The organism is Paraburkholderia sp., from assembly GCF_026225065.1.
Lineage (GTDB): Bacteria > Pseudomonadota > Gammaproteobacteria > Burkholderiales > Burkholderiaceae > Paraburkholderia.
Window position 1 is genome coordinate 1 of sequence record NZ_JAMFSB010000136.1, and the last position, 22,322, is coordinate 22,322.

General features: G+C 61.5%; 25 protein-coding genes. 3 read left to right on the top strand and 22 right to left on the bottom strand.

Annotated features, from left to right (window positions below; translation table 11 throughout):
• From era to M0954_RS10565, 18 genes are all read right to left on the bottom strand, one after another.
• Window positions 1-413, bottom strand: a 413-nt coding sequence (era, locus tag M0954_RS10480) for a GTPase Era (RefSeq protein ID WP_297353071.1), incomplete at its 3' end; no start/stop codon positions are given.
• Between the two features lie 54 nt (window positions 414-467).
• Window positions 468-1,655, bottom strand: coding sequence for a ribonuclease III (rnc, locus tag M0954_RS10485; protein WP_297353083.1), 1,188 nt, complete (start codon window positions 1,653-1,655; stop codon window positions 468-470).
• A 175-nt stretch (window positions 1,656-1,830) separates the two neighbouring features.
• Window positions 1,831-2,724 carry a signal peptidase I gene (lepB, locus tag M0954_RS10490; RefSeq protein WP_122152039.1) on the bottom strand — a complete coding sequence of 298 codons (894 nt, stop codon included), beginning with the start codon at window positions 2,722-2,724 and terminating at the stop codon, window positions 1,831-1,833.
• Between the two features lie 18 nt (window positions 2,725-2,742).
• Window positions 2,743-4,536 (bottom strand): translation elongation factor 4, encoded by a 1,794-nt coding sequence (gene lepA / locus M0954_RS10495; protein WP_122152040.1) that lies wholly within the window; start codon window positions 4,534-4,536, stop codon window positions 2,743-2,745.
• A 170-nt stretch (window positions 4,537-4,706) separates the two neighbouring features.
• Window positions 4,707-4,973 (bottom strand): glutaredoxin family protein, encoded by a 267-nt coding sequence (locus tag M0954_RS10500; protein WP_297353073.1) that lies wholly within the window; start codon window positions 4,971-4,973, stop codon window positions 4,707-4,709.
• A complete protein-coding gene (locus M0954_RS10505; protein ID WP_123385720.1) occupies window positions 4,970-6,523 on the bottom strand; it encodes a DegQ family serine endoprotease in 1,554 nt (517 codons plus the stop codon). Before M0954_RS10505 ends, M0954_RS10500 begins: the two co-directional genes overlap by 4 nt.
• A gap of 31 nt (window positions 6,524-6,554) precedes the next feature.
• Complete coding sequence (locus tag M0954_RS10510) at window positions 6,555-7,595, bottom strand: MucB/RseB C-terminal domain-containing protein (RefSeq protein ID WP_297353075.1); 1,041 nt, start codon at window positions 7,593-7,595, stop codon at window positions 6,555-6,557.
• A gap of 4 nt (window positions 7,596-7,599) precedes the next feature.
• Window positions 7,600-8,226 (bottom strand): sigma-E factor negative regulatory protein, encoded by a 627-nt coding sequence (locus tag M0954_RS10515; protein ID WP_123385718.1) that lies wholly within the window; start codon window positions 8,224-8,226, stop codon window positions 7,600-7,602.
• A gap of 81 nt (window positions 8,227-8,307) precedes the next feature.
• Window positions 8,308-8,907 (bottom strand): RNA polymerase sigma factor RpoE, encoded by a 600-nt coding sequence (gene rpoE / locus M0954_RS10520; protein ID WP_006051939.1) that lies wholly within the window; start codon window positions 8,905-8,907, stop codon window positions 8,308-8,310.
• A 101-nt stretch (window positions 8,908-9,008) separates the two neighbouring features.
• Window positions 9,009-9,377 carry a protein YgfX gene (locus M0954_RS10525; RefSeq protein ID WP_367279509.1) on the bottom strand — a complete coding sequence of 123 codons (369 nt, stop codon included), beginning with the start codon at window positions 9,375-9,377 and terminating at the stop codon, window positions 9,009-9,011.
• A 125-nt stretch (window positions 9,378-9,502) separates the two neighbouring features.
• The gene (gene fabF, locus M0954_RS10530; RefSeq protein ID WP_122152045.1) at window positions 9,503-10,741 is read right to left on the bottom strand and encodes a beta-ketoacyl-ACP synthase II; all 1,239 of its coding nucleotides are present in this window, start codon (window positions 10,739-10,741) and stop codon (window positions 9,503-9,505) included.
• Between the two features lie 294 nt (window positions 10,742-11,035).
• Complete coding sequence (acpP, locus tag M0954_RS10535) at window positions 11,036-11,275, bottom strand: acyl carrier protein (RefSeq protein WP_004197638.1); 240 nt, start codon at window positions 11,273-11,275, stop codon at window positions 11,036-11,038.
• Window positions 11,276-11,428: 153 nt separating this feature from the next.
• Entirely contained in the window at window positions 11,429-12,178 is a 750-nt protein-coding gene (gene fabG / locus M0954_RS10540) for a 3-oxoacyl-ACP reductase FabG (RefSeq protein ID WP_122152046.1), read from the bottom strand.
• 88 nt (window positions 12,179-12,266) lie between these two features.
• Complete coding sequence (gene fabD / locus M0954_RS10545) at window positions 12,267-13,199, bottom strand: ACP S-malonyltransferase (RefSeq protein ID WP_297353077.1); 933 nt, start codon at window positions 13,197-13,199, stop codon at window positions 12,267-12,269.
• Between the two features lie 100 nt (window positions 13,200-13,299).
• On the bottom strand, window positions 13,300-14,289 hold the full coding sequence (locus tag M0954_RS10550; RefSeq protein WP_122152048.1) for a beta-ketoacyl-ACP synthase III: 990 nt from the start codon (window positions 14,287-14,289) through the stop codon (window positions 13,300-13,302).
• Complete coding sequence (plsX, locus tag M0954_RS10555) at window positions 14,289-15,395, bottom strand: phosphate acyltransferase PlsX (RefSeq protein WP_133892186.1); 1,107 nt, start codon at window positions 15,393-15,395, stop codon at window positions 14,289-14,291. The genes M0954_RS10550 and plsX overlap by 1 nt, the downstream gene beginning before the upstream one ends.
• A gap of 171 nt (window positions 15,396-15,566) precedes the next feature.
• Window positions 15,567-15,746: a 50S ribosomal protein L32 gene (gene rpmF / locus M0954_RS10560; protein ID WP_074263835.1), complete on the bottom strand. Its 180-nt coding sequence runs from the start codon at window positions 15,744-15,746 to the stop codon at window positions 15,567-15,569.
• Window positions 15,747-15,845: 99 nt separating this feature from the next.
• Window positions 15,846-16,490 carry a DUF177 domain-containing protein gene (locus M0954_RS10565; RefSeq protein ID WP_122152050.1) on the bottom strand — a complete coding sequence of 215 codons (645 nt, stop codon included), beginning with the start codon at window positions 16,488-16,490 and terminating at the stop codon, window positions 15,846-15,848.
• A 268-nt stretch (window positions 16,491-16,758) separates the two neighbouring features.
• Between M0954_RS10565 and M0954_RS10570 the strand changes: the two genes are divergently transcribed.
• The gene (locus tag M0954_RS10570; protein WP_297353079.1) at window positions 16,759-17,376 is read left to right on the top strand and encodes a Maf-like protein; all 618 of its coding nucleotides are present in this window, start codon (window positions 16,759-16,761) and stop codon (window positions 17,374-17,376) included.
• Window positions 17,373-18,092, top strand: a complete 720-nt coding sequence (locus M0954_RS10575; RefSeq protein WP_122152052.1) for an SAM-dependent methyltransferase — start codon at window positions 17,373-17,375, stop codon at window positions 18,090-18,092. The genes M0954_RS10570 and M0954_RS10575 overlap by 4 nt, the downstream gene beginning before the upstream one ends.
• Window positions 18,093-18,161: 69 nt before the next feature.
• Here the strand turns inward: M0954_RS10575 and M0954_RS10580 are convergent, their stop codons facing one another.
• Genes M0954_RS10580 through M0954_RS10595 form a run of 4 tightly spaced genes read right to left on the bottom strand, consistent with a single transcriptional unit; the run spans window position 18,162 to window position 21,251 of the window.
• Window positions 18,162-19,166, bottom strand: a complete 1,005-nt coding sequence (locus M0954_RS10580) for a S49 family peptidase (RefSeq protein ID WP_122152053.1) — start codon at window positions 19,164-19,166, stop codon at window positions 18,162-18,164.
• Between the two features lie 18 nt (window positions 19,167-19,184).
• Complete coding sequence (locus M0954_RS10585; protein WP_297353080.1) at window positions 19,185-19,577, bottom strand: Rieske 2Fe-2S domain-containing protein; 393 nt, start codon at window positions 19,575-19,577, stop codon at window positions 19,185-19,187.
• The gene (locus M0954_RS10590; RefSeq protein WP_122152055.1) at window positions 19,574-20,233 is read right to left on the bottom strand and encodes an HAD-IA family hydrolase; all 660 of its coding nucleotides are present in this window, start codon (window positions 20,231-20,233) and stop codon (window positions 19,574-19,576) included. The genes M0954_RS10585 and M0954_RS10590 overlap by 4 nt, the downstream gene beginning before the upstream one ends.
• Complete coding sequence (locus M0954_RS10595; protein WP_123385983.1) at window positions 20,226-21,251, bottom strand: RluA family pseudouridine synthase; 1,026 nt, start codon at window positions 21,249-21,251, stop codon at window positions 20,226-20,228. Before M0954_RS10595 ends, M0954_RS10590 begins: the two co-directional genes overlap by 8 nt.
• Before the next feature lie 731 nt (window positions 21,252-21,982).
• Here M0954_RS10595 and M0954_RS10600 point away from each other — a divergent pair.
• On the top strand, window positions 21,983-22,322 hold a 340-nt coding region (locus tag M0954_RS10600), incomplete at its 3' end, for a S1 RNA-binding domain-containing protein (protein WP_297353081.1).

Consider the following 22,322-nt stretch of genomic DNA (forward strand, 5'->3'; position numbering starts at 1 on the left):
AACAAGGTCTCTTTGTCGCTGACGTGATCCAGCTTGTTGGCGATCAACAAGCAAGGCGTGTCGTTCGGAATCAGGTCGAGCACCTTCTGGTCGTCGGGACCGAAACGGCCCGCTTCGATCACGAACAGAATCGCATCGACGGACGTGAGCGTCGACGTCACCGCGCGGTTCAGCGAACGGTTCAGCGCGCCACTGTGCTTGGTCTGAAAACCCGGGGTATCGACGAAAATGTACTGCGCGTCTTCCAGCGTATGAATGCCGGTGATGCGATGGCGCGTGGTCTGCGCCTTGCGCGACGTGATACTGACTTTCTGGCCGACCAGCGCGTTCATCAGCGTGGACTTGCCGACGTTGGGGCGGCCGACGATCGCGACCATGCCGCAGCGGAAACCAGTGGAAGTGGAAGCGTTCATATTCAGGCTACGGCAGGTTCATATGGACGCGCGAAGAAGCGCGCATCCAGTCAATCAATGGCCCGCATCGGCGACGCGCGTTTGTACCGCGTCGGCAACACCGGGTTCGAGTTCGGCAGGCGCCGCCATGTCGGGCGCAAGTTCGCGGGTACGGGCGGCGGCGGGTTTGTCGGCGCTGCGTGAAGAGACGTCGGATTTGTCGAGCTTTTCGGCGCGCTCGGCCTTTTCGGCTTTTTCCGCCTTGTCTTTCTCGGCCCTGTCCTTCTCCGCCTTGTCTTTTTCCGCCGCGGTCTGGCTGCTGTATTCGACGTGTGCAGCCCGGATTACCGCAAGGGGAGCAATGACCGGCGCTGCGACAGGCGCTGGCCGCTCGGCCACAGCCGCCTCGGTCCCGGTTGCCTCGGTCCCGGTTGCCTTGGGCTCACCGCGCGGGGTACGGTCGTTCTTACGGTCCGGCGCACGCAGATCGAGCGCGGTTTGCACACCGGTCACGCCAGGAACGATCTCCGGCTCGGCATGCTTCGCCGCCCGGGCTCCCTTCGAGCGCTTCGGCTTGGCGACTACGGCGGGCGCCGCGGCCATCACCTCATCCAGCGCCTTTTTGGCAGCGGCCTGCTCAGCCGCGCGGCGGCTGGCGCCTGAACCGGACACCTTGACTTCCAGCTTCGGTACCGTGCACTCGACTTCAAACTGCTGATTGTGCGCCGCACCATGCGTTGCCACAACGGTGTAGGTGGGCAGCGCAATCTTGTGACCTTGCAGATACTCCTGAAGCAGCGTCTTCGCGTCTTTGCCAAGCGTGCGGGGATCGATATGGTCCAGAATCGGCACGTAGAGGCGTTTGATGACCGTCTGAGCGGCTTCGAAGCCGCCGTCCAGGAAGACAGCGCCCAAAATGGCTTCGAGCGTGTCAGCGAGGATTGACGGGCGGCGGAAGCCCCCGCTGCGTAGTTCGCCTTCGCCGAGCCGCAGACCTTCCGAAACATTCAGGGCCTGAGCAATTTCGTACAACGACTGCTGTTTGACCAGATTGGCGCGGACGCGCGACAGGTCGCCCTCGTCCAGTTTGCTGAAACGTTGGAACAATAGCGCAGCCACCGCGCAATTCAGAACGGAATCGCCTAAAAACTCGAGCCGTTCGTTATGCGTGGCACTGTGACTGCGGTGAGTTAAAGCCTGGCGCAACAATTCCGCATTGCGAAATTCGTAACGCAAACGGCTTTCCAACGGAGATAGGGGCATGTGCAGAGTATAACGCGGGCGCCTGCCCCGGCGAAAACGCGGGGCGGCCAACGGAAAAAGCGTTGTGAAGCGACCTTACCGCACGTTCTTAAAGTAGCGTGAGAACACGCCGCGCCCGATGAGTGGCATCTGCGCGACGTGTTGTATGGTCAGCGTGCGGTCAGTGCGGTGACGATCAGTGGAACGTCCCGATGCGTTTCAAGCTGCTGAAATTCATCCAGATAAAGAACGCACGTCCGACGATATTCTTGTCCGGCGCGAAGCCCCAGTAGCGGCTGTCCGCGCTGTTATCGCGGTTGTCGCCCATCATGAAGTAATTGCCGGGCGGTACCTTGCAGATCACACCGCGCGCGTTGTACGTGCAGTTATCGCGATACGGATAGTCTTCCGCGCCCACGATGTACGGCGGCACCGCCGGATTATTCAGAATCGCATTCTTGCGACCGTCGAGGTCCTCTTCGAACTGCTTCGCGTAGCCAATGCGCTCTTCGTCGAAGTAGTCCGGCAGCGCGGCCTCCGGCACAGGCTTGCCGTTGATGGTCAGCTGTTTGTCCTGATATGCCACCACGTCGCCTGGCAGGCCGATCACGCGCTTGATGTAGTCGACCGATTCGTCTTTCGGGTAGCGGAACACCACCACGTCGCCGCGCTGAAGCGGACTGCCTTCGGTGATCTTGGTGTTGGTGATCGGCAGACGGATGCCGTATTCGTACTTGTTGACGAGGATGAAGTCGCCCACCAGCAGCGTCGGCACCATCGAACCCGACGGAATCTTGAACGGTTCGACCACAAACGAGCGCACCACGAACACCACCAGGATCACCGGGAAAAAGCTCGCCGAGTATTCGAGCCACCACGGTTGGCGCAGCTTTTCGTCACGCAGACGCGCCCGCGTTTGCGGGGCGTTTTCGTCGGCGAAGCGCTCGCCGACGCGTGCCTGCTGACGGTCGAACTCGGCTACCGCCTCGTCCGCCGCGCGCCGCCGTTGCGGCACGAAAATCAGTTTGTCTGCGACCCATGCGATGCCCGTAATGATGACGAGCACAAAAAGAATCAGCGCAAAATTCATAGAGTTCCGTTCTTCGTCTTATTTGTCTTCGACACGCAGGATAGCAAGGAAAGCTTCTTGCGGAATCTCGACGGACCCGACCTGCTTCATTCGCTTCTTGCCTGCCTTCTGCTTTTCCAACAGCTTCTTCTTACGGGAAATATCTCCGCCGTAGCATTTTGCCAGCACATTCTTACGCAAAGCCTTGATGTTTTCGCGGGCGATAATGTTCGCGCCGATGGTCGCCTGAATAGCCACGTCGTACATCTGACGCGGAATCAGCTCGCGCATCTTGGCCGCCACTTCGCGGCCGCGGTGCTGGCTCTGCGAGCGGTGCACGATCACCGACAGCGCATCGACCTTGTCGCCGTTGATCAGCATGTCGACCTTCACGACGTCCGCTGCGCGATATTCCTTGAACTCGTAGTCCATCGACGCGTAGCCGCGCGACATCGACTTCAGACGGTCGAAGAAGTCGAGCACGACTTCGCCCATCGGAATTTCATACGTGAGCTGGACCTGGCGGCCGTGGTACTGCATGTTGATCTGGACGCCGCGCTTTTGCGTACACAACGTGATCACCGAGCCCACATAGTCCTGCGGCATATACAGGTTCACGGTGACGATCGGCTCGCGCACTTCCTCGATCTTCGACGGATCGGGCATCTTGGCCGGGTTCTCGACCACGATGGTCGTGCCGTCGCGTTGCAGAACTTCATACACCACGGTCGGCGCCGTGGTGATCAGGTCCATGTCGAACTCGCGCTCGAGGCGCTCCTGCACGATCTCCATGTGCAGGAGACCGAGGAAGCCGCAACGGAAGCCGAAGCCAAGCGCCTGCGAGACTTCCGGCTCATAGTGCAGCGAGGCGTCGTTGAGCTTCAACTTTTCCAACGAGTCACGCAGTGCGTCGTACTGGTTCGCTTCGATCGGATAGAGACCGGCGAACACCTGCGGCTTCACTTCCTTGAAGCCCGGCAGTGGCGCCGGGGCCGGACGGTTCACCAGCGTGACGGTGTCGCCCACCTTCGCAGCGGCCAACTCCTTGATACCGGCGATGATGAAGCCCACCTGCCCGGCAGACAGCGACTCGAGATTCTTCGACTTCGGCGTGAACACGCCAATGTGTTCGACCGGGTATTGCGTGTCGGTCGCCATCAAACGGATCTTGTCTTTGGGACGCAACGTGCCGTTGAAAATACGCACCAGCATCACCACGCCGACGTAGTTGTCGAACCACGAATCGATGATCAACGCCTGCAGCGGTGCTTCCGGATCGCCCTTGGGCGGCGGCACTTTCGCGATCAGCGCTTCCAGCACGTCTTCGACGCCGAGACCCGTTTTCGCGCTACAACGCGTCGCGTCGGTTGCGTCGATGCCGATCACGTCTTCGATCTCAGTAATCGCGTTTTCCGGGTTCGCCGCGGGCAAGTCGATCTTGTTGAGCACCGGAATCACGTCGACGCCGAGTTCGATAGCCGTATAGCAGTTCGCGACCGTCTGGGCTTCGACGCCCTGACTCGCGTCGACCACCAGCAGCGCACCTTCGCACGCCGACAGCGAACGGCTGACTTCGTACGAAAAATCGACGTGCCCCGGCGTGTCGATCATGTTGAGGTTGTAGATCTGCCCATCGCGTGCGCGATAGGACAATGCAGCCGTCTGTGCCTTGATGGTGATGCCGCGCTCGCGCTCGAGATCCATCGAGTCGAGCACCTGCGATTCCATTTCGCGGTCGGACAAACCGCCGCAAATCTGGATGATGCGATCGGCGAGCGTCGACTTGCCATGGTCGATGTGCGCAATGATCGAGAAATTACGAATATGATCCATTCAGTACCGATCAAGCGAAAAAGGCGCGCCCGGACGATTGCGGAGCACGCCTTGGAAGTAGGTGAAAAACCTGTCTATTTTAGCCGAAAAAGGCTTCCGCCCGGCATATCTTGCAGGAGAGCACGGAAAGTGGGCTCAGACGTGTGCCAGGCCCCGAGGCTTTCGATGCGCTAGCGAATCTGCCCGGCACGTGCGCTCAGCGCCGCGCGGACCCGCCCTTCGTCGAGGTGATAGTGGCACAACTCGACGCCATCACACACCAAAACCGGCACCAACTCGTTGTAACGTGCTTCGAGTGTGGGATCAGTGTCGACATCGATAACCTCGACCTGCGCACCGAACTCCACCAGCAACGGCTCGAGCCCGGCGCGCATATCTTCACAAAGGTGGCACCACGCGCGCCCGTAGAGCGTGAGCGGCGCCGCCGGCTTTGTCACTTCTGCGCGGAGCCGCTACGCGGGCGCAGCGGCACGAACTGCGTGTTGTCGCCACGACGCACCAGCAACGCAATCATCTTTTGCGGGTCCAGATGCGCCGTCACTTCGTCGAACTGCTTCGCGCTCGAGATATCCGTATCGCCGACGCGCAGAATGAGGTCGCCCTTCTGCAGGCCGACGCGGGCAGCCGGTCCGTCTACCTGATCGACCTGCACGCCACCGTGCACCTTCAGCGTCTTCTGCTGGTCGGCCGGGATGTCGCTCACCGCAATGCCGAGAGAGTTCGTCGCGCGTTGCTTCGGCGCAGGCGCCTGCTTCTCGTCGGTCTTGGCGGTCTTGTCCGGCTGCATCTCGGCAATCGTGACCGACAGATCGCGCGTTTGCCCCTTGCGCCACACGGTGATGGTGGCCTTGGCGCCCGGCTTCGTGTCGCCCACCATACGCGGCAAGTCGGTCGCGGTATCGACGGAATGGCCGTTGAACTTCAGGATGATGTCGCCCGGCTGCACGCCGGCTTTATCCGCCGGGCCACCCGGTTCGACACTGCTCACGAGCGCACCTTGAGCCGATGGCAAGCCAAGCGAATCGGCCACGTCCTTGGTCACTTCGCCGATGGCCACCGCAATGCGGCCACGTGTGACTTTGCCCGTGGTCTTCAACTGCTCGGCCACACGCATCGCCTCGTCGATCGGGATCGCGAACGAAATGCCCATGAAACCGCCGGTACGGCTGTAGATCTGCGAGTTGATGCCGATCACCTCGCCCTGCATATTGATGAGCGGACCACCCGAGTTGCCCGGGTTGACCGGCACGTCGGTCTGGATGAACGGCAGATAATCACCGGTATCGCGCCCCTTGGCGCTGACAATGCCGGCCGTGACCGTGTTTTCCAGGCCGAACGGCGAGCCGATCGCCACGACCCATTCACCCACCCGAACCTTGGTCGAATCGCCAATCGTGACGGCCGGCAGATTCGAAGCGTTGATCTTCACGACCGCGACGTCCGTGCGATCGTCCATGCCGATCAGCTTGGCCTTGAATTCGCGCTTGTCGGTCAGCGTGACGTAGATGTTGTCGGCGTCGTCGACCACGTGGGCGTTGGTCATCACGTAGCCATCCTGCGACAGGATGAAGCCAGATCCCACGCCGCTGCTCTGCTCGGAATCGGAGTTGTCGGGCGCGTCCTGGTTGTTGCTGCTCCCGCCGCTGCCACTGCCGCTGTCGCCGTTATCGCCACCACTACCGCCACCGCCGTTGCCATTCCCATTACCGGGCGAACCGGGCTGCTGCGGCAACGGAATGCCGAAAAAGCGCCGGAAAAACTCTGACATATCGCCGTCATCGAGTCCTGGCGCCGTGCCATGGGCACTGCTACCCGTCACCTTGGTCGTGGTGCGTATGTTGACAACTGCCGGCCCGACCTTGTCGACGAGATCGGTAAAGTCGGGAAGATTGGCTGCAGGCGCCGCCGACGCTGCATGCGGTACGAGCGGCAGACAAACTGCCACCACCGCGGCTGCGAGAAATTTGCGCACCGTGAAAATCGTCATATCGTAGCCAGCAGAGGGATTCGAGGGATTACTAGGGAGCCTTATATTCTATGGCAGACGCAAATTGCTGCAATGTGGCTTGGGGCACTTCCCCCAGCAGAGTAATCCAGAAGTCACCTTGACGCTTGACCAGCACGTGCGTCGCCCCGCTGCTGCCGGCGCCTTCCTTACGGGTATTTTTTTCGACCGGCTCGACAAATACCGAAATCGCCGCGAGGCCGTCTGAGAACACAGCCTGGTCGACCGGGATAGGCGGCCCGCTCGGATCAGCTGACGCCATAGGACGGCGCAACTCGCGAATCTTGTGAAAACCAGGCACGGTAGGATCGATCTGCCAGCCTTGCGCTTCCATATCCACCGGCTCGACCGGCGGCTTCACGACGGTCCAGCCCGCGATGTTGTGGATGCCATTGGCGATCGGCGTCGTATCGACCGGAACGCCGATGCTGATCTGCGAGAACGACAACTGCTCAAGCACCTGCCCGCTCGGGTCCAGCGTCTGCGCGCGCAGCAGCAAACCCGTTTTTTTGTCCGCCCAAAGCTTGTAGGCGAACCGGTACGCGTCTTTCGGGTCGAGTTCGACCACTTGGCTGTCGATGCCCGCGACTCGGTCGTCGCCGAGCAGCTTAGGCTCATACACGGACATCACCTGGTCGCTGCTGCCAGCGAGCAAAGCGGGGAACGAATCTTTGTTTTGGCGCTTTTCGACGACGCACAAATGCCGTTCGGGGATGAACGTGTACATTTCGTCGTTATGGCGCAACATTTTGCGCGGCTTGCCGTCCAGACTTTCGAGCTGCTCGAACTCGCCATCGCTGTGGGTGGCGAAATGGACGATCCGCGAGGTCTGGACGAAATTACCCCGCTGATAGACGAACGCCCCCTCGTAATTCTGCTGCTGGGCGGCCTGGTGAATGCGGCTGAGCAAGTCCGTCGCAGTGCGGCGGGCAACGAGCGGGTCGTCGGATTGCGCAAAGACACGCGGTGTGGCGGACAACAATACGGCTGCACAGAACAGAAATGCCGGCAGCCGCCCCCAGATAGTCGTTTTATTCAACCGCAGTGTCTGCATCAGACTATTGGCCTTGCGTGGTCATGGCGGAGGTGCGAATCAACGGCATCGAACCGGGCATGACCGGTTGCTGCGCGAACTGTTGATGAGCTTCCAGATACTGGTCGAGGCTCGCGTCGCGGATGATGTTGCCGTCCGAAACCGGCTGGGCGGCGGCTACCGTCGGCACCGGGGCCATGGCAACACGCTGCACGGAATCGCCATGGGACTGCAGCGACGCGACCTGCGCCACGCCCGCACCGGCCGGCACGCCCTGCAATTGCGGCACGACGATCCACGTCAGCGTGGCGGCGGCAGCGGCGACGGCAAGCGCCGGCACGAAGCGGCGGCGCAGCGCCAGCAACCGGCCCGTAGCCGACATCGCGGCGGGCGCCAGCACGTGCGGCTCCTGCTCGAGACGCGCGCTGAAGCTGGCGAGGAAGGCGCTACTGGTCGCGGGGCTTACCGCCAGATCGTCCGAACGCAGGGCGTCGCCGATCAGGTGGTAATGCGACCAGGACGCACGATCTTCGTGATCCAGCTCGGAAATAAACTTGTTCAGATGCTCTTCGCCGAACAGCTCACCGTCGACAAAAGCGGACAGACGCTCGCCGCGCGAGCTTGCTTGCGATTGCATCGAGACCGACCCCATGATGCTCCCCATCTTACACACCCCTAGTGACACCACCTAACCCAGATATTGCCCCATTGCCCCGACGGGCGAGCTGGCCGATTACCAGCGTTTGCCTTCGGGTGTGTCAAGCAATGGACGCAATTTTGCCGCAATGGCTTCGCGAGCGCGAAAAATTCGTGATCTGACCGTGCCGATTGGGCACCCCATCATCTCAGCGATTTCCTCATAGCTCAAACCTTCAATTTCACGAAGAGTAATGGCGGTGCGCAACTCTTCCGGTAAAACCGCCATCGCAGCATTGACCGTCTCAGCGATCTGCTTGCTCATCAACATCGACTCAGGCGTGTTGATATCCCTTAGTTGGTCGGCGTCCGAGAAAGTTTCAGCTTCTTCAGCATCTGCTTCGGTCGAAGTCGGTGCGCGCCGCCCCTGGGTCGCAAGGTAGTTCTTTGCCGTGTTGACCGCAATCCGGTACAACCACGTATAAAAGGCCGATTCGCCGCGGAATTGGGGCAGCGCCCGGTATGCCTTGATGAAGGCATCCTGAGCCACATCCTCAACCTCAGCGGGGTCCCGCACAAGGCGCGAGATCAGCCGGAGGATCTTCCGGTGGTATTTGGAGACCAGAAGCTCGAACGCGGCCTTGTCGCCCTTCTGGACGCGCTCGACCAGCACCTGATCAATTTCTTTTTCGCTCACCTGATAAATCCGTTAACTATGGGCTGCAACGCGGGGCACCATTGTAGCGTCCCCATCATCGCGTCACGTTACTAAGGTACTAGCGGTTACAGTCGTTACAGTCAAACGCCGGCGGCGCGCCGGCCCAGCACGGACAGCTCACGAAACGCCTCGGCGGACAGCATGTCGGCTGCGATCAGCAATGGCCTGGAACGGCCGCTCGTGCCTGCGAGCGCCAGAATGAGGAGCCGGCCGCTCCACTGCGAGCAACCGGCAATACGGCCCTGCGCGAGCGTGTGCCCCGCGCGGTTCCAGACGGTAAGACCATCCGGCCCGATTTTGATGGCGCCGGGCTCGGCGTGCCAATGCCGCCGCGCGGCGAGCGTGAGGAAAGCTAACACAGCTGCGGCAGCAGGCGCCGCCTGCAAGGCGCCGAGCCGGGCTGCCAGGCACGCCTGAACGGCGGCCACGGCAATCAGGATAAAAACCACCGTTGCGCCACGCAGGGCAACGGAGCGTCGGAGGGTAATCAGCGGCGCTCCGTTTGAAGATGCCAGTCCAGCGGCAAGCGCCGGACCCGACTGCGTGGAGAGTGACGTCAAACGGCCCGGCCCGCTCAGGTGCGCTTGAAGACCAGCGTGCCGTTCGTACCGCCGAACCCGAACGAGTTCTTCAACGCGATGTCGATTTTCATCTCCCGCGCGGTGTTGGCGCAGTAGTCAAGATCGCACTGGGGATCCTGGTTGAAGATGTTGATCGTCGGCGGCGAGATCTGATTGTGCACAGCGAGGACCGTGAAGACCGACTCGAGACCGCCCGCACCACCCAGCAGGTGGCCCGTCATCGATTTCGTCGAATTCACGACGATGTTCTTCGCGTGATCGCCGAAGGCACGCTTGATGCCGGTGGTTTCCGCGAGGTCGCCGAGCTGCGTCGAGGTGCCGTGGGCGTTCAGGTAGTTCACCTGATCCACGTTCACGCCTGCGTTTTTCAATGCGGCCAGCATGCAGCGGCGTGCGCCGTCGCCATCTTCCACCGGGGCGGTCATGTGGTATGCGTCGCCGCTCATCCCATAGCCGCTCACTTCGGCGTAAATCTTCGCGCCACGGGCCTTCGCGTGCTCGTATTCTTCGAGCACCATCACGCCGGCGCCCTCGCCCAGCACGAAGCCGTCGCGATCCTTGTCCCAAGGACGGCTTGCCGTAGCAGGATCGTCATTGCGTTGCGACAGGGCGCGCGCCGCCGCGAAACCGCCAATACCGAGCGGAGACACGGTCGATTCCGCACCGCCCGCGATCATCACGTCCGCGTCGCCATATTCGATCAGGCGCGAAGCCTCGCCGATGCAATGCAGCCCGGTGGTACACGCGGTGACGATGGCGAGGTTCGGGCCCTTGATGCCGAACTTGATCGAGAGATGGCCGGAAATCATGTTGATGATCGAGGCCGGCACGAAGAACGGCGAAATCCGGCGCGGGCCGCGATTGAGCAGTTCCGTCTGCGTGATTTCGATCATCGGCAGGCCGCCGATGCCCGAGCCGACCACCACGCCGATGCGCTCCGAATTCTCATCGGTGACTTCGAGCCCGCTGTCCTGCATCGCCTGGATGCCGGCAGCCACGCCGTAATGGATGAACGTATCCATGTGGCGCGCTTCCTTACCGGGGATGTAGTCCTCGATATTGAAGCCCTTCACCTCGCCGGCAAAGCGGGTCGTGAAGTTCGCAGCATCGAACTTCGTGATGTTGGCAATGCCCGACTTGCCGGCGACCAGATTGGCCCAGCCGTCGGCAACATTATTGCCAACAGGCGAAATCAGCCCCAGGCCTGTAACGACAACACGACGACGGCTCACGGTAACCTCTTTTTCATAGGTGACAAAAGCAAAAGCCACAGCGGCCACAGGAAACGGACCTGTGAGCCCTGTGGCTGTTAACCTGGAAGACGCGCTGGAACACGCGCTGAAAACCACGCTGAAAAACGCGTTGGAAACTGCGCCGAAACCTGCACTTGCATCTGCGCTGGAAACGGCTGCGCCAGCAACTTCATCGCCAACTCCGTCGGCAATAGCACCAGCCCCGCGGATGCCGGAAACCGGCACAACAGGGCGTCACACGCCGCCAACCCAGCAACGCGGGCGCGAATGACCTTAGGCCTTGACGTTTGCGCGAGCGTAGTCGATCGCTTGCTGGACGGTCGTGATCTTCTCAGCTTCTTCATCCGGAATTTCCATGCCGAATTCGTCTTCGAGGGCCATCACGAGTTCGACGGTGTCGAGCGAGTCAGCGCCGAGGTCGTTCACGAACGAGGCTTCGTTCTTGATCTCTGCTTCGGCAACGCCCAGTTGTTCTGCGACGATCTTCTTGACGCGCTGTTCGATATTGTCCATTAACCCCTCCAAGGGAAAAGAAGTTCAAAAATACAGGTGCGCGCATTTTATCAGGTTTGCCCCTGCAAAAAAGCGGCGCGCACGGTTCCTGTCAAGGCATCCGCCCCGTCACGACGAGAAACGCGTCACGGCGCGGATGGTAACCGAATTCCGTTACGACATGTACATGCCGCCATTTACATGCAGCGTCGCGCCGGTGATATAGCCAGCCTGCGGCGAAGCAAGAAACGCGACAGCATGAGCGATGTCTTCCGGGCTGCCCAGACGCCCAAGCGGAATCTGGGTCTTCAGCGCGGTTTGCTGCTCTTCCGGCAGGGTCTTCGTCATGTCGGTGTCGATAAAGCCCGGCGCGACGCAGTTCACGGTAATGCCGCGGCTGCCGATCTCGCGCGCCAGCGCCCGCGTCATCCCCGCGACGCCGGCTTTCGCCGCCGCGTAGTTGACCTGCCCCGGGTTGCCAGCCGAGCCGACCACCGACGTAATGTTGATAATGCGGCCGCCGCGCGCCTTCATCATTGGGCGCAGCACCGCGCGCGACAGGCGAAACACGGACTTGAGATTGGTATCGATCACCGCGTCCCAGTCGTCGTCCTTCATGCGCATCGCCAGTTGATCCTGGGTGATGCCCGCGTTGTTCACGAGCACGTGCAACGTTCCAAATTCTTTCACAGTGCCGTCGATCAGCGCTTCCGCTGCAGCCGCGTCGTTCACGTTCAGTACCGCGCCGCGGCCGTTCACGCCTTCAGCCTTGAACGCTTCGGTAATCGCAATTGCGCCGCTTTCGCTGGTCGCCGTGCCGATGACGGTCGCGCCCTGGCGCGCCAGTTCGAGCGCAATGGCGCGGCCAATGCCACGGGAGGCGCCCGTCACGATCGCGATCTGCTTATCGAGAGTCTTTTCCATCTTTCAGTCCGGATTGCCCGTGAGGGCTGATTGCAGTCTTTAGGCTGTAGTGAGTACTGAGATACTTGCGGCTGTACCTGCGAGGCGTTCAGGCCGTCACGAGCTTAAGCGTTTCTTCGAGCGAGGCCGGATCGAAAACCGAAGCGCCGACCAGATTGCCGTCGATGCGCTTGGTCAGGCCCGCCAGAACCTTGCCGGGACCGCATTCGATCACATGCGTGACACCCTGGCCAGTGATCGCCTGCACGCACTCGACCCAGCGCACCGCACCAGCTGCCTGACGCACGAGCGCATCCTTGATGGCGGCCGGCTCGTTGACGATAGCCACATCGACGTTATTCACGACGGGGATCTTCGGCACCTGAACCTCGACGCTCGCCAGATACTCGCGCAACTGGTCCGATGCGGGCTTGAGCAGTGAGGAATGGAAAGGTGCCGACACCAGCAGCGGCAGCGCACGCTTCGCGCCCTTGGCCTTGGCGATTTCGCAGGCCTTTTCGACCGCGGCCTTGTTGCCGGCGATCACGACTTGCGACGGCGCGTTGAAATTCACCGCTTCCACAACACCCGCCGACGCCGCTTCGGCACACACCGCGCGCACCGTGTCGTCGTCGAGACCGAGAATCGCCGCCATGCCGCCCTCGCCTACCGGCACGGCCGTCTGCATGGCCTGCGCGCGAAAACGCACGAGCGGAACCGCATCACGGAACGCCAGCGCGCCAGCAGCGACCAGCGCCGTGTATTCGCCGAGGCTGTGACCCGCAACGATTGCCGGCGCCGGGCCGCCCGCGGCCTGCCACGCGCGGTAGATCGCGTACGCGGCCGTCAGCATGACGGGTTGAGTATTGGTGGTGAGGTTCAGATCATCAGCCGGACCTTCGGCGATCAGCTTGCCCAGATCCTGGCCGAGCGCGTCGGAGGCTTCCTGAACTGTCTCGCGCACGATGGCGTGATCGGCAAATGCGTTGAGCATGCCGACAGACTGCGAGCCCTGACCAGGAAAAACGAACGCAAATTTCATGGGATCCTCAAAATTCGATGTTTCAGATGCGTACGGCACGCGGCCTTATCGACGCGACTGATCGCTGCTGGCGACGCAGAAGCGCCGCCTCAGACGCAGATCAATAGCGGATAACCGACGCGCCCCACGTGAAGCCGCCGCCGACGCCTTCGATCAGGACGTTCTGGCCGCGCTTGATACGGCCGTCGCGCACGGCGACGTCGAACGCGAGCGGAATGGACGCAGCCGACGTGTTGCCGTGCTCGCCCACCGTGACGACCATGCGCTCCTGCGGCAGGCCGAGTTTGCGGCACGTGCTTTGCATGATACGGATATTGGCCTGATGCGGAATCAGCCAATCGACCTGTTCCGCTGTGAGGCCAGCTTTGGCAAGCGCTTCGACCGCGACCTTCTCAAGCACGTTGACGGCGAGCTTGAACACCGCCTGGCCGTCCATATGCAGAAACGCGCTACCGGCGATTACACCACCGTTGACGTTGCCCGGCGTGCAGAGAATGTTGGCATGGCTGCCGTCGGCATGCAGCGCGTTGGCGAGCACGCCGGGCTGTTCTGAAGCCGAGAGGATCACCGCGCCGGCGCCGTCACCGAACAGCACGCAGGTGGTGCGGTCATTGAAATCGAGCAGACGCGAGAAGGTTTCGGCGCCGATCACCAGCGCGGTGTGATGCTGACCGCTGCGGATGAAACTGTCGGCCGTCGCCACGGCGTAAGCGAAGCCGGAACAGACGGCCTGCACGTCGAACGCCGCGCCGTTGTTCTTGATGCCGAGCTTGTTCTGCAGCAGGCACGCCGTGCTAGGGAACACATAGTCCGGCGTGGAGGTGGCGACAATGATCAGATCGATCGACTGCGGGTCGACATCGGCAGCTTCGATCGCACGCTGGGCGGCAATGAGCGCGAGATCGCTAGTGGTGACATCAGGTTCTGCGAAGTGGCGTGCGTGGATGCCGGTGCGGGCTACGATCCACTCGTCGCTGGTTTCGACGCCCTGCTTGGCGAGACGTTCGGCCAGGTCCTGATTGCTGACGCGCCCGGGCGGCAGATAACTGCCGGTTCCCAGCACGCGGGAATAAATTGTCGATTGAGCCATTATGCCTTCGAGGATAGCGCAGCGTAGGGCTCGGCTGGCTGGCCTGCGGCCGGACTTGCATAACCCGCGCCGCTTGCGTCGCGCGCAACCTGTTCCAGAGAACTCGCGTTCTCTTCCATCGCCCGCGCGAGGCGTTCCAGCACGCCGTTTTTGACGGCATCATACCCGCGTTTGATCGCCCACTCAAACGCGTACGCGTCCGCCGAGCCGTGGCTCTTGATCACAAGGCTGCGCAGGCCGAGCAGTGCTGCACCATTGTATTGCCGGGTGTCGACCCGCTTCTTGAAGCGTAATAGTACCGGCAACGCGAGAAGCCCCATCACCTTGGTCAGCCACGAACGGCCAAACTCTTCCTTGATGATGCTGTTCAACATCTGCGCGAGCCCTTCTGACGTCTTCAGCGCGACATTGCCGACAAAACCGTCGCAGACGATCACATCGGTCGTGCCCTTAAAGATGTCGTCGCCCTCGACGTTACCGTGGAAATTCAGTGTGCTTGCCCGCAGCAACTCGCCGGCACGCTTGATGGTCTCGTTGCCCTTGATGACCTCTTCGCCGATGTTAAGCAGACCGATCGTAGGGCGCTCCTTGCCCTCGAGCGCTGACACGAGCGCATGCCCCATCTCCGCAAACTGCAGCAAATGCTGCGGCTCGCAATCGACGTTGGCGCCCAGGTCGAGCATCATCGTGTAGCCGGTAGGATTGGGCAACGCGAACGCGATCGCCGGGCGTTCGATACCCGGGAGCGTTTTTAGAACATAGCGGGACACCGCCATCAGCGCGCCGGTGTTGCCGGCGGAGATGCAGGCCTGAGCCTCGCCTTCCTTGACGCGGTTGAGCGCCACGCGCATCGACGAGTCTTTCTTCTTGCGCAGCGCGACTTCAACCGAATCGTCCATGGCGACGATCTCGGAAGCCGGCACGATGACCAGCGCAGACTCGCCCTCGGCCTTCAACTTCTTGAGCTGGGCGCGGATCACGCTTTCGATGCCGACGAGCATCAACTGCGCGTCGGGATACGAACGAACGAAACTGACAGCCGCGGGAACGGTCACGGACGGGCCGTGGTCGCCTCCCATGCAATCTATCGTGAGCTTTACTGTCATGGAGTGCGACGAATTTCAGGAGCTCTGCATGGGAACGCAGCAAGCGCTAAAGGGCTAACTGCATTCGACACAAAAAAGCGGCCATAGATGCCGCCTTTTTGTCGAGCCGGGAAAATGTCAAGCGAGCCGATCGCCACGCGAAACGCCAGGGGGCGCAACGCAACGGGACGATTAGTCGTTCTTCGTCTTGACGACTTTCTTGCCGCGATAGTAGCCGTTCGGGCTAACGTGGTGACGCAGATGCACTTCACCGGTGCTCGGTTCCACAGCCAGCGGCGCTGCGCTGAGGAAATCGTGCGAGCGGTGCATACCGCGCTTCGACGGCGACTTCTTGTTTTGTTGGACTGCCATGATAACTCCTAAAAATTTTCCGAATTCTAACACAGCCCGATACTGCAATCGCCACTGGCCGGATGGCCAACGCGCCGCATCGCGCTCCTATGCAACTGTTCAGTGCTTCTCGCCGCCGGAACCGCCCTTCTTGAGGGCTTCGAGCGCCGCAAACGGATTAGGCCGAGCGGGCTCGCCGCCCTCTTCAGCCTGATCCTGCGCGGCTTCGTCGCCCTCGCCCTCTTCACCCGCCACCCCTGACACGAGAGACTCGTGCACTTCGGGGCAAACGTCGTGCTTGGGCACCAGCGGCATACTCAGCAGCAACTCTTCTTCGATCAAGTCGATAAGATCGAAATGGGCTGAACCCACGATCACATCGACTTCATCCTCGTCGAGCGGAAACTCTTGGGCTTCCGCCTCAGTGCTGACGATCCGGTAAGTCGCATCGACATTGAACGCCTGCAGATACGGCGTGAGACACCGCTGACATTCGAGCCATGCCGACCCGTGAATCGCGAGCCTCAGATACGGCTGCGGACCCTCGGTGCCGTCGTCCTGCAATTCCGGCTGCGTTGCCCCTTCGGCCTGCCAGGTGAACGCACTTTCGCGCTCTGGCGCTTCCGCAGGAACTTCGTTTAACATGCGCGGCAGTTGCGAGACGCGCACGAGGCCCGCGGCCTGACAGCCGCTCCGCGCGAATTCGAAAAGATCGACATCATGCGGGTCGGCGAGACCTGCAGGTTTGCCAAGATGTTGAGTCATGTGCGCTCCTGCGTCGGCACGGATTTAGCCGGGGTAAATCAGATCAGTATGCCGCCTCTTGCCGCGCCGCTACCACGAGAGAAACCCTGATTGCAGCAAGCCTGCGTTGGGGCTTGCGCGGAATTTCGATGTAGCGAAAACGTGACTACAACGTGCACATACCGATGAAAAGCCCAAAATCATATCCGTTTTGTCTTTTCGAGTCAAACACTTAAGCCCGTACGCGCGAAAGCACGTGCGGCCTGCTCTCCCTAGCCTTTGGTTCACCATGCCGGATACCCTTTCCCGCCCGCCACGCCTGATTCTGGCGTCGAGTTCACGCTATCGCCGAGAGCTTCTGGAACGCCTGCGCGTACCGTTCGACGTCGTCGTGCCGGCCGTCGACGAGACGCCCCAACCGGGCGAAACACCCGAAGCGACCGCCCTGCGGCTCTCCGAGGCCAAAGCACGGGCGGTAGCCGCCAGACTCCCCGCCGGCGAGCATGCACTGGTGATCGGCTCGGATCAGGTCGCCACTTACGACGGTCTGCAGATCGGCAAACCGGGCTCGCACGACAAAGCACTCGCCCAGTTGCAGGCCATGCGCGGCCGCGAAGTGCTTTTTCATAGCGCCCTGTGCCTGTTCGATAGCCGCGACAATAGCGCCCAGACGCTCGATGTCGTAACGACTGTCCGCTTCAGGAATCTGCCTGACGTCAAGCTGGACGCCTATCTGCGAGCCGAAACGCCCTATGACGTCGCCGGCAGCGCCAAATCCGAAGGACTCGGCATTGCGCTGCTCGATGCGATCGAGTCGGACGATCCGACCGCGCTGGTCGGACTGCCGCTGATCGCGTTGTCGCGGATGCTGCTGGCGGCCGGTTTTCCACTGTTGGGGGCACGATGAGCGGCACACTGTATTTGATCCCGAACACCCTCGGCGAAGGCGATGCAGACGCGCTTGACGCCGTCCTGCCTGCGCCCGTGCGGGCTCGCGCCGCGGCGCTGCATTACTACATTGGCGAAAACGCGAAAACCACCCGGGCTTTCCTGAAGAAGGTCGGCACCGAGCGCCCAATTCAGGAAATCGAGATTCGCGAGCTGAATGTGAATACCCCGGCGGGCGAGATCGAAAAGCTGCTGGCGCCGATTCTGGCCGGCACGGACGCGGGCCTCGTCTCGGAAGCGGGCTGCCCGGCGGTCGCTGATCCGGGCGCGCTGCTGGTACGGCGGGCGCACGAGCGCGGCGTCAAGGTCGTGCCGTTCGTTGGGCCGAGTTCAATTCTGCTCGCGTTGATGGCTTCCGGCCTGAACGGCCAGAGCTTCGCGTTTCACGGCTACCTGCCGGTGGATGCGGCCGAACGGGCCAAGCGGCTGCGCGATCTGGAGCAGCAGTCGCGCAAGGGAAAGCAGACGCAGATCTTTATCGAGACACCTTATCGCAACAAGGCGCTGCTTGATACCTTGCTGGCGACTTGCGCGCCGTCAACATTGGTGTGCGTCGCAGTGGATCTGACGCTGGAGACGGAGACGATAGCGAGCCGAACGGTATCGGACTGGAAAAAGGCGCCGACGCTCGATCTGCACAAGCGTCCGGCGATTTTCCTGCTACTTGCCGTCTGAACAGGCCACCGCACGGGCCGCTACGCCGTTGCACGCAACGAAGCACAGCGGCCCAGCCCAGCACAACACTCACCGCAAGCTCATCTTCCCACCCAGCACCATCGCGTGAACCGCGGCGCTGCCAACCGCCGCGCCGAACTTGCGCGCCACGCGATCGGTGATGCTTTCCTTCACGGTGTAATCGACGATGTCCGGCGCCTTGATAATCTCGCGCGCGACGTAATCAGAGTCGCCAAAGCCATCCGCCAGACCAAGATCAACACTCTGCTGACCGGTCCAGAACAGGCCCGAGAAGATATCCGGTGTCTCATGCAGCCGCTTGCCGCGGCCTTCGCGCACCGCGTCGATGAACTGCTGGTGGATCTGGTCGAGCATTTCCTGCGCATGCGCGTCCATCTTCGGCGTTTCCGGCGAGAATGGGTCGAAGAAGCCCTTGTTTTCGCCTGAAGTGTGCAGGCGCCGCTCCACGCCGAGCTTGTCCATCAGGCCTGTAAAGCCGAAGCCGTCCATCAGCACGCCGATCGAGCCGACGATGCTCGCCTTATCCACGTAAATCTTGTCCGCCGCTGCCGCCGCGTAGTACCCGCCCGAGGCGCACATGTCGCCCACCACCACATATAGCGGAATGGACGGATATTTGGCGCGCAGACGACGGATATCGCGATTGATGATGCCCGCTTGCACCGGACTGCCGCCCGGACTATTGCAGCTCAGGATCACGCCCGCCGTGCCGGCGTCGTCGAAGGCGCTCTCCAGCGCGGAGTCGACGTCATCGGCATTCGCGTTGGTGTCGGCGGCAATTTCCCCGTCGAGCGTGACCATCGCGGTATGGCGCCCGGTGGTGGCGACCTTCTCCCCGGAAAAATCGAACACGCCCCAGACCACCACCAGCAGCAGGATGACAAAGACAAAGCGGAAGAAGATTTTCCAGCGGCGGGCCGCGCGCTGTTCGCTGATGGCAGCGAGTGCAATGCGTTCGAGCGCGGCGCGCTCCCAGCCCGGTTCATCAGTTGGCGTCGGCTTGCGGCCCGCTGAGGACGGTTGGTTCGGATCGGGAGTGAGATTGTCGGCCATGCGTCGCAGATCAAAGAGTCAGGGAGTGACCGGACGCAGGTCGTCGTCCGGCAGCCAGAATACCGCGCGGCCATCCGGTGTGTCCCGTTCGTCGACCTGAACGGAACGCAGCCTGCCGCCACGGCACGGACCGCCGACACACTTGCCTGTATCCGGCGCGTAAATTGCGCCGTGCGTGGCGCACATCAAGTATAAACCCGATGATTCGAAGAACTGACCCTCAGCCCAGTCGAGCTCCATCGGCACGTGCGCACAGCGGTTCAGATAACCATAAGCCTCGCCACCATAGCGGACAAAGAAGACAACCGCATCGCCGTCGACATATTTCGCCTTGCGGCGCAGCCCGATGCCGCCCTCGACCAGTTCGTCCGAGGCACAGATTCGCACCGGTTCGATGGCGACCGTACTCATGCGTTCTCGCGCAACCAGGCGGACAGCGCGCTGACGCTCGACGCCACGAACTTCGGCTCGAGCGCGGCGAGCGACGCCGCCGGATGGGCGCCGTAGGTGACGGCGATGCCCGCGACACCCGCGTTGATCGCCATTTGCAGGTCATGGGTCGTATCGCCGACCATCACCGTGCGCGCCACATCCTGGCCAAGTTCGCGGGTCAGTTCATGCAGCATCGCCGGATGGGGCTTCGAGAAGGTCTCGTCGGCGCAGCGCGTGCCGTCGAAGAGACTCGTGAGGCGCGACTGATCGAGCGCCCGGTTTAGGCCCACGCGGCTCTTGCCAGTGGCGACGCCGAGCAGATACCCCTGGTCGCGCAACGCCTGGAGCATCTCGCGCACGCCGGCGAACAGCTCGGTAGTCTGATCCTTGACCAGATAGTGGAAGCGATAGCGCTCGGCCAGACGCGGATACTCGGACGGGTCGAGCGTCGGCGCGGCGATCTGCAGCGCGTCGCGCAGCCCGAGGCCAATCACGTAGCTCGCCGCCTCGTCAGCCGGCACTGGCAAGCCCAGGTCGCGGCACGCCGACTGGATACTCCGCGTGATATGCACGGTCGAATCCATCAAGGTGCCGTCCCAATCGAAGACGATCAGATCAAATTGCTCTCTAGCCATGCGTATTCGTCTCCGGGGTTGCCCCTTTATTGATTTCATTGAGCTGATCGATGAAGCGCCGGCATTCCGCCGGCAGCGGCGCCTCGAACTGCAGCACGTCGCCGGTGGCCGGGTGCGCCAGTTTGAGCCGGTATGCGTGCAGAAACATCCGCTTCAGCCCAGGGCGCGCATTCGAGCGCGCCAACTCTTTATTCAGTGAGAAATCGCCATATTTGACGTCGCCGGCAATCGGCAGCTCCAGATGCGCGAGGTGAACCCGGATCTGATGCGTGCGACCCGTCTTCAGTTCCGCTTCGAGGAGCGCGTAGTCCGGCCAGCGGTTCACCAGATTGAAAACCGTGTGCGACGCCAGCCCGTCTGCCTGAACCCGCACGCGGCGTTCGCCGTCCGCCGTCAGATACTTGTGCAGCGGCTCCTTGACCGCGCGGCGGCGACCCCAGTCGCTCGCCCACTCGCCATGGACGCACGCAAAGTAACGCTTGTCCATGCGGTTCTCGCGAATCTGCTCGTGCAGGCTAACGAGTGCCGCGCGCTTCTTCGCGAGCATCAGGACACCGGACGTCTCGCGGTCCAGCCGATGCACCAGCTCAAGGAATTTTGCCTGCGGACGCGCCGCGCGCATCTGCTCGATTACCCCGAACGCCACTCCGCTGCCACCATGGACGGCGACGCCCGCCGGTTTGTCGATGACCAGCATGTGGTCATCTTCAAAAAGAATTTCGAAATGGGCGGCCGGAATCGGATTGTGAGCACTCGCTTCGGTCCCTTGGGCGATGCGAATCGGTGGCACACGCACCAGATCGCCATGCTCGAGACGGTACTGGGCATCGACCCGACCCTTATTTACACGCACCTCCCCGCTACGCAGGATGCGATAAATATGGCTTTTCGGCACGCCTTTACAGACGCGTAACAGGAAGTTGTCGATGCGCTGTCCGGCCGCGCCATCGTCGATCTCGATCATCGAGACCTGGTCACTTGCGACCGATTTCTGGGATATTTTGCCTAACTCTTTCATTCTGAATATAATTTGCCCAGCAGTCTGCGGCGGCCGGCGCATTGTCCGGTATTCCGGCGGTCTGCGCAGGTGCAAGCGATAAACAGTCATTTTACTTGCGCCCGGGTCTGGTTGCTCACCCGCATAACGAGATGCAACAAGTTGTACGCACGGAGTCAGCACCCGGCAGGGACGGCGCCCACAGGCGCGTTCGGTCATGGTCGGCTCCGCGGTAACGGAATTTTGGTAAAAAAGAATTTAACTGCGAGCCTCGGGTATCGGCGGTTTGACGCCCTGCAGGACGAGGCTTCCGGTTGCGAAAATACGGCGTGCGCCCAAGGCGTCTTGTAGAAAGTACAAGACATGGCGACGTCAAAATGAGGCGAGACACCCCCAGCGAGAAAAGACGCGCCTATTGCGCGAACTTCCAGCTGCGGCTCGACCGCAGCCTTCGACCCTCCGGTCACGCGCCCAGTTGGCGCACCGGCGCGAGTGGACGAAGGTGTGTATAGGTCAGCCGGCAGTACCCGCGGCGTGTCAGGCCGTTATTTGAAGCCGTGTTCGCATGTGCCCTGCGGCACCGCGTCCTTTTGTATGGACCGGGCCCTCTCAGGCAATTCTCCCCGCCATTTTTCCCGCTCCAGCGTGCTTGTGAAAACACAATAAAGCGCGGCATGCCGCTGCCTTGAACGTTCTTTGCGTCCAACAAACGCGAGGCGTGGGCACAGGCTAAGCCGCTCTGGAGCCGTTCAATGAAACGAATGTTGTTTAACGCAACGCAGCAGGAAGAACTGCGCGTAGCCATCGTCGATGGGCAAAAACTCATCGATATCGACATCGAAACCGCCGGTCGCGAACAGCGCAAAGGCAATATTTACAAGGGCATCATCACCCGCATCGAGCCGTCGCTCGAAGCATGTTTCGTCAACTACGGCGAAGACCGTCACGGTTTTCTGCCGTTCAAGGAAGTCGCCCGTCAGTATTTCCGTGACGGCGTCGACATGCGCTCCGCCCGTATCCAGGACGCCCTGAAGGAAGGTCAGGAACTGATCGTCCAGGTCGAAAAGGAAGAACGCGGCAACAAGGGCGCAG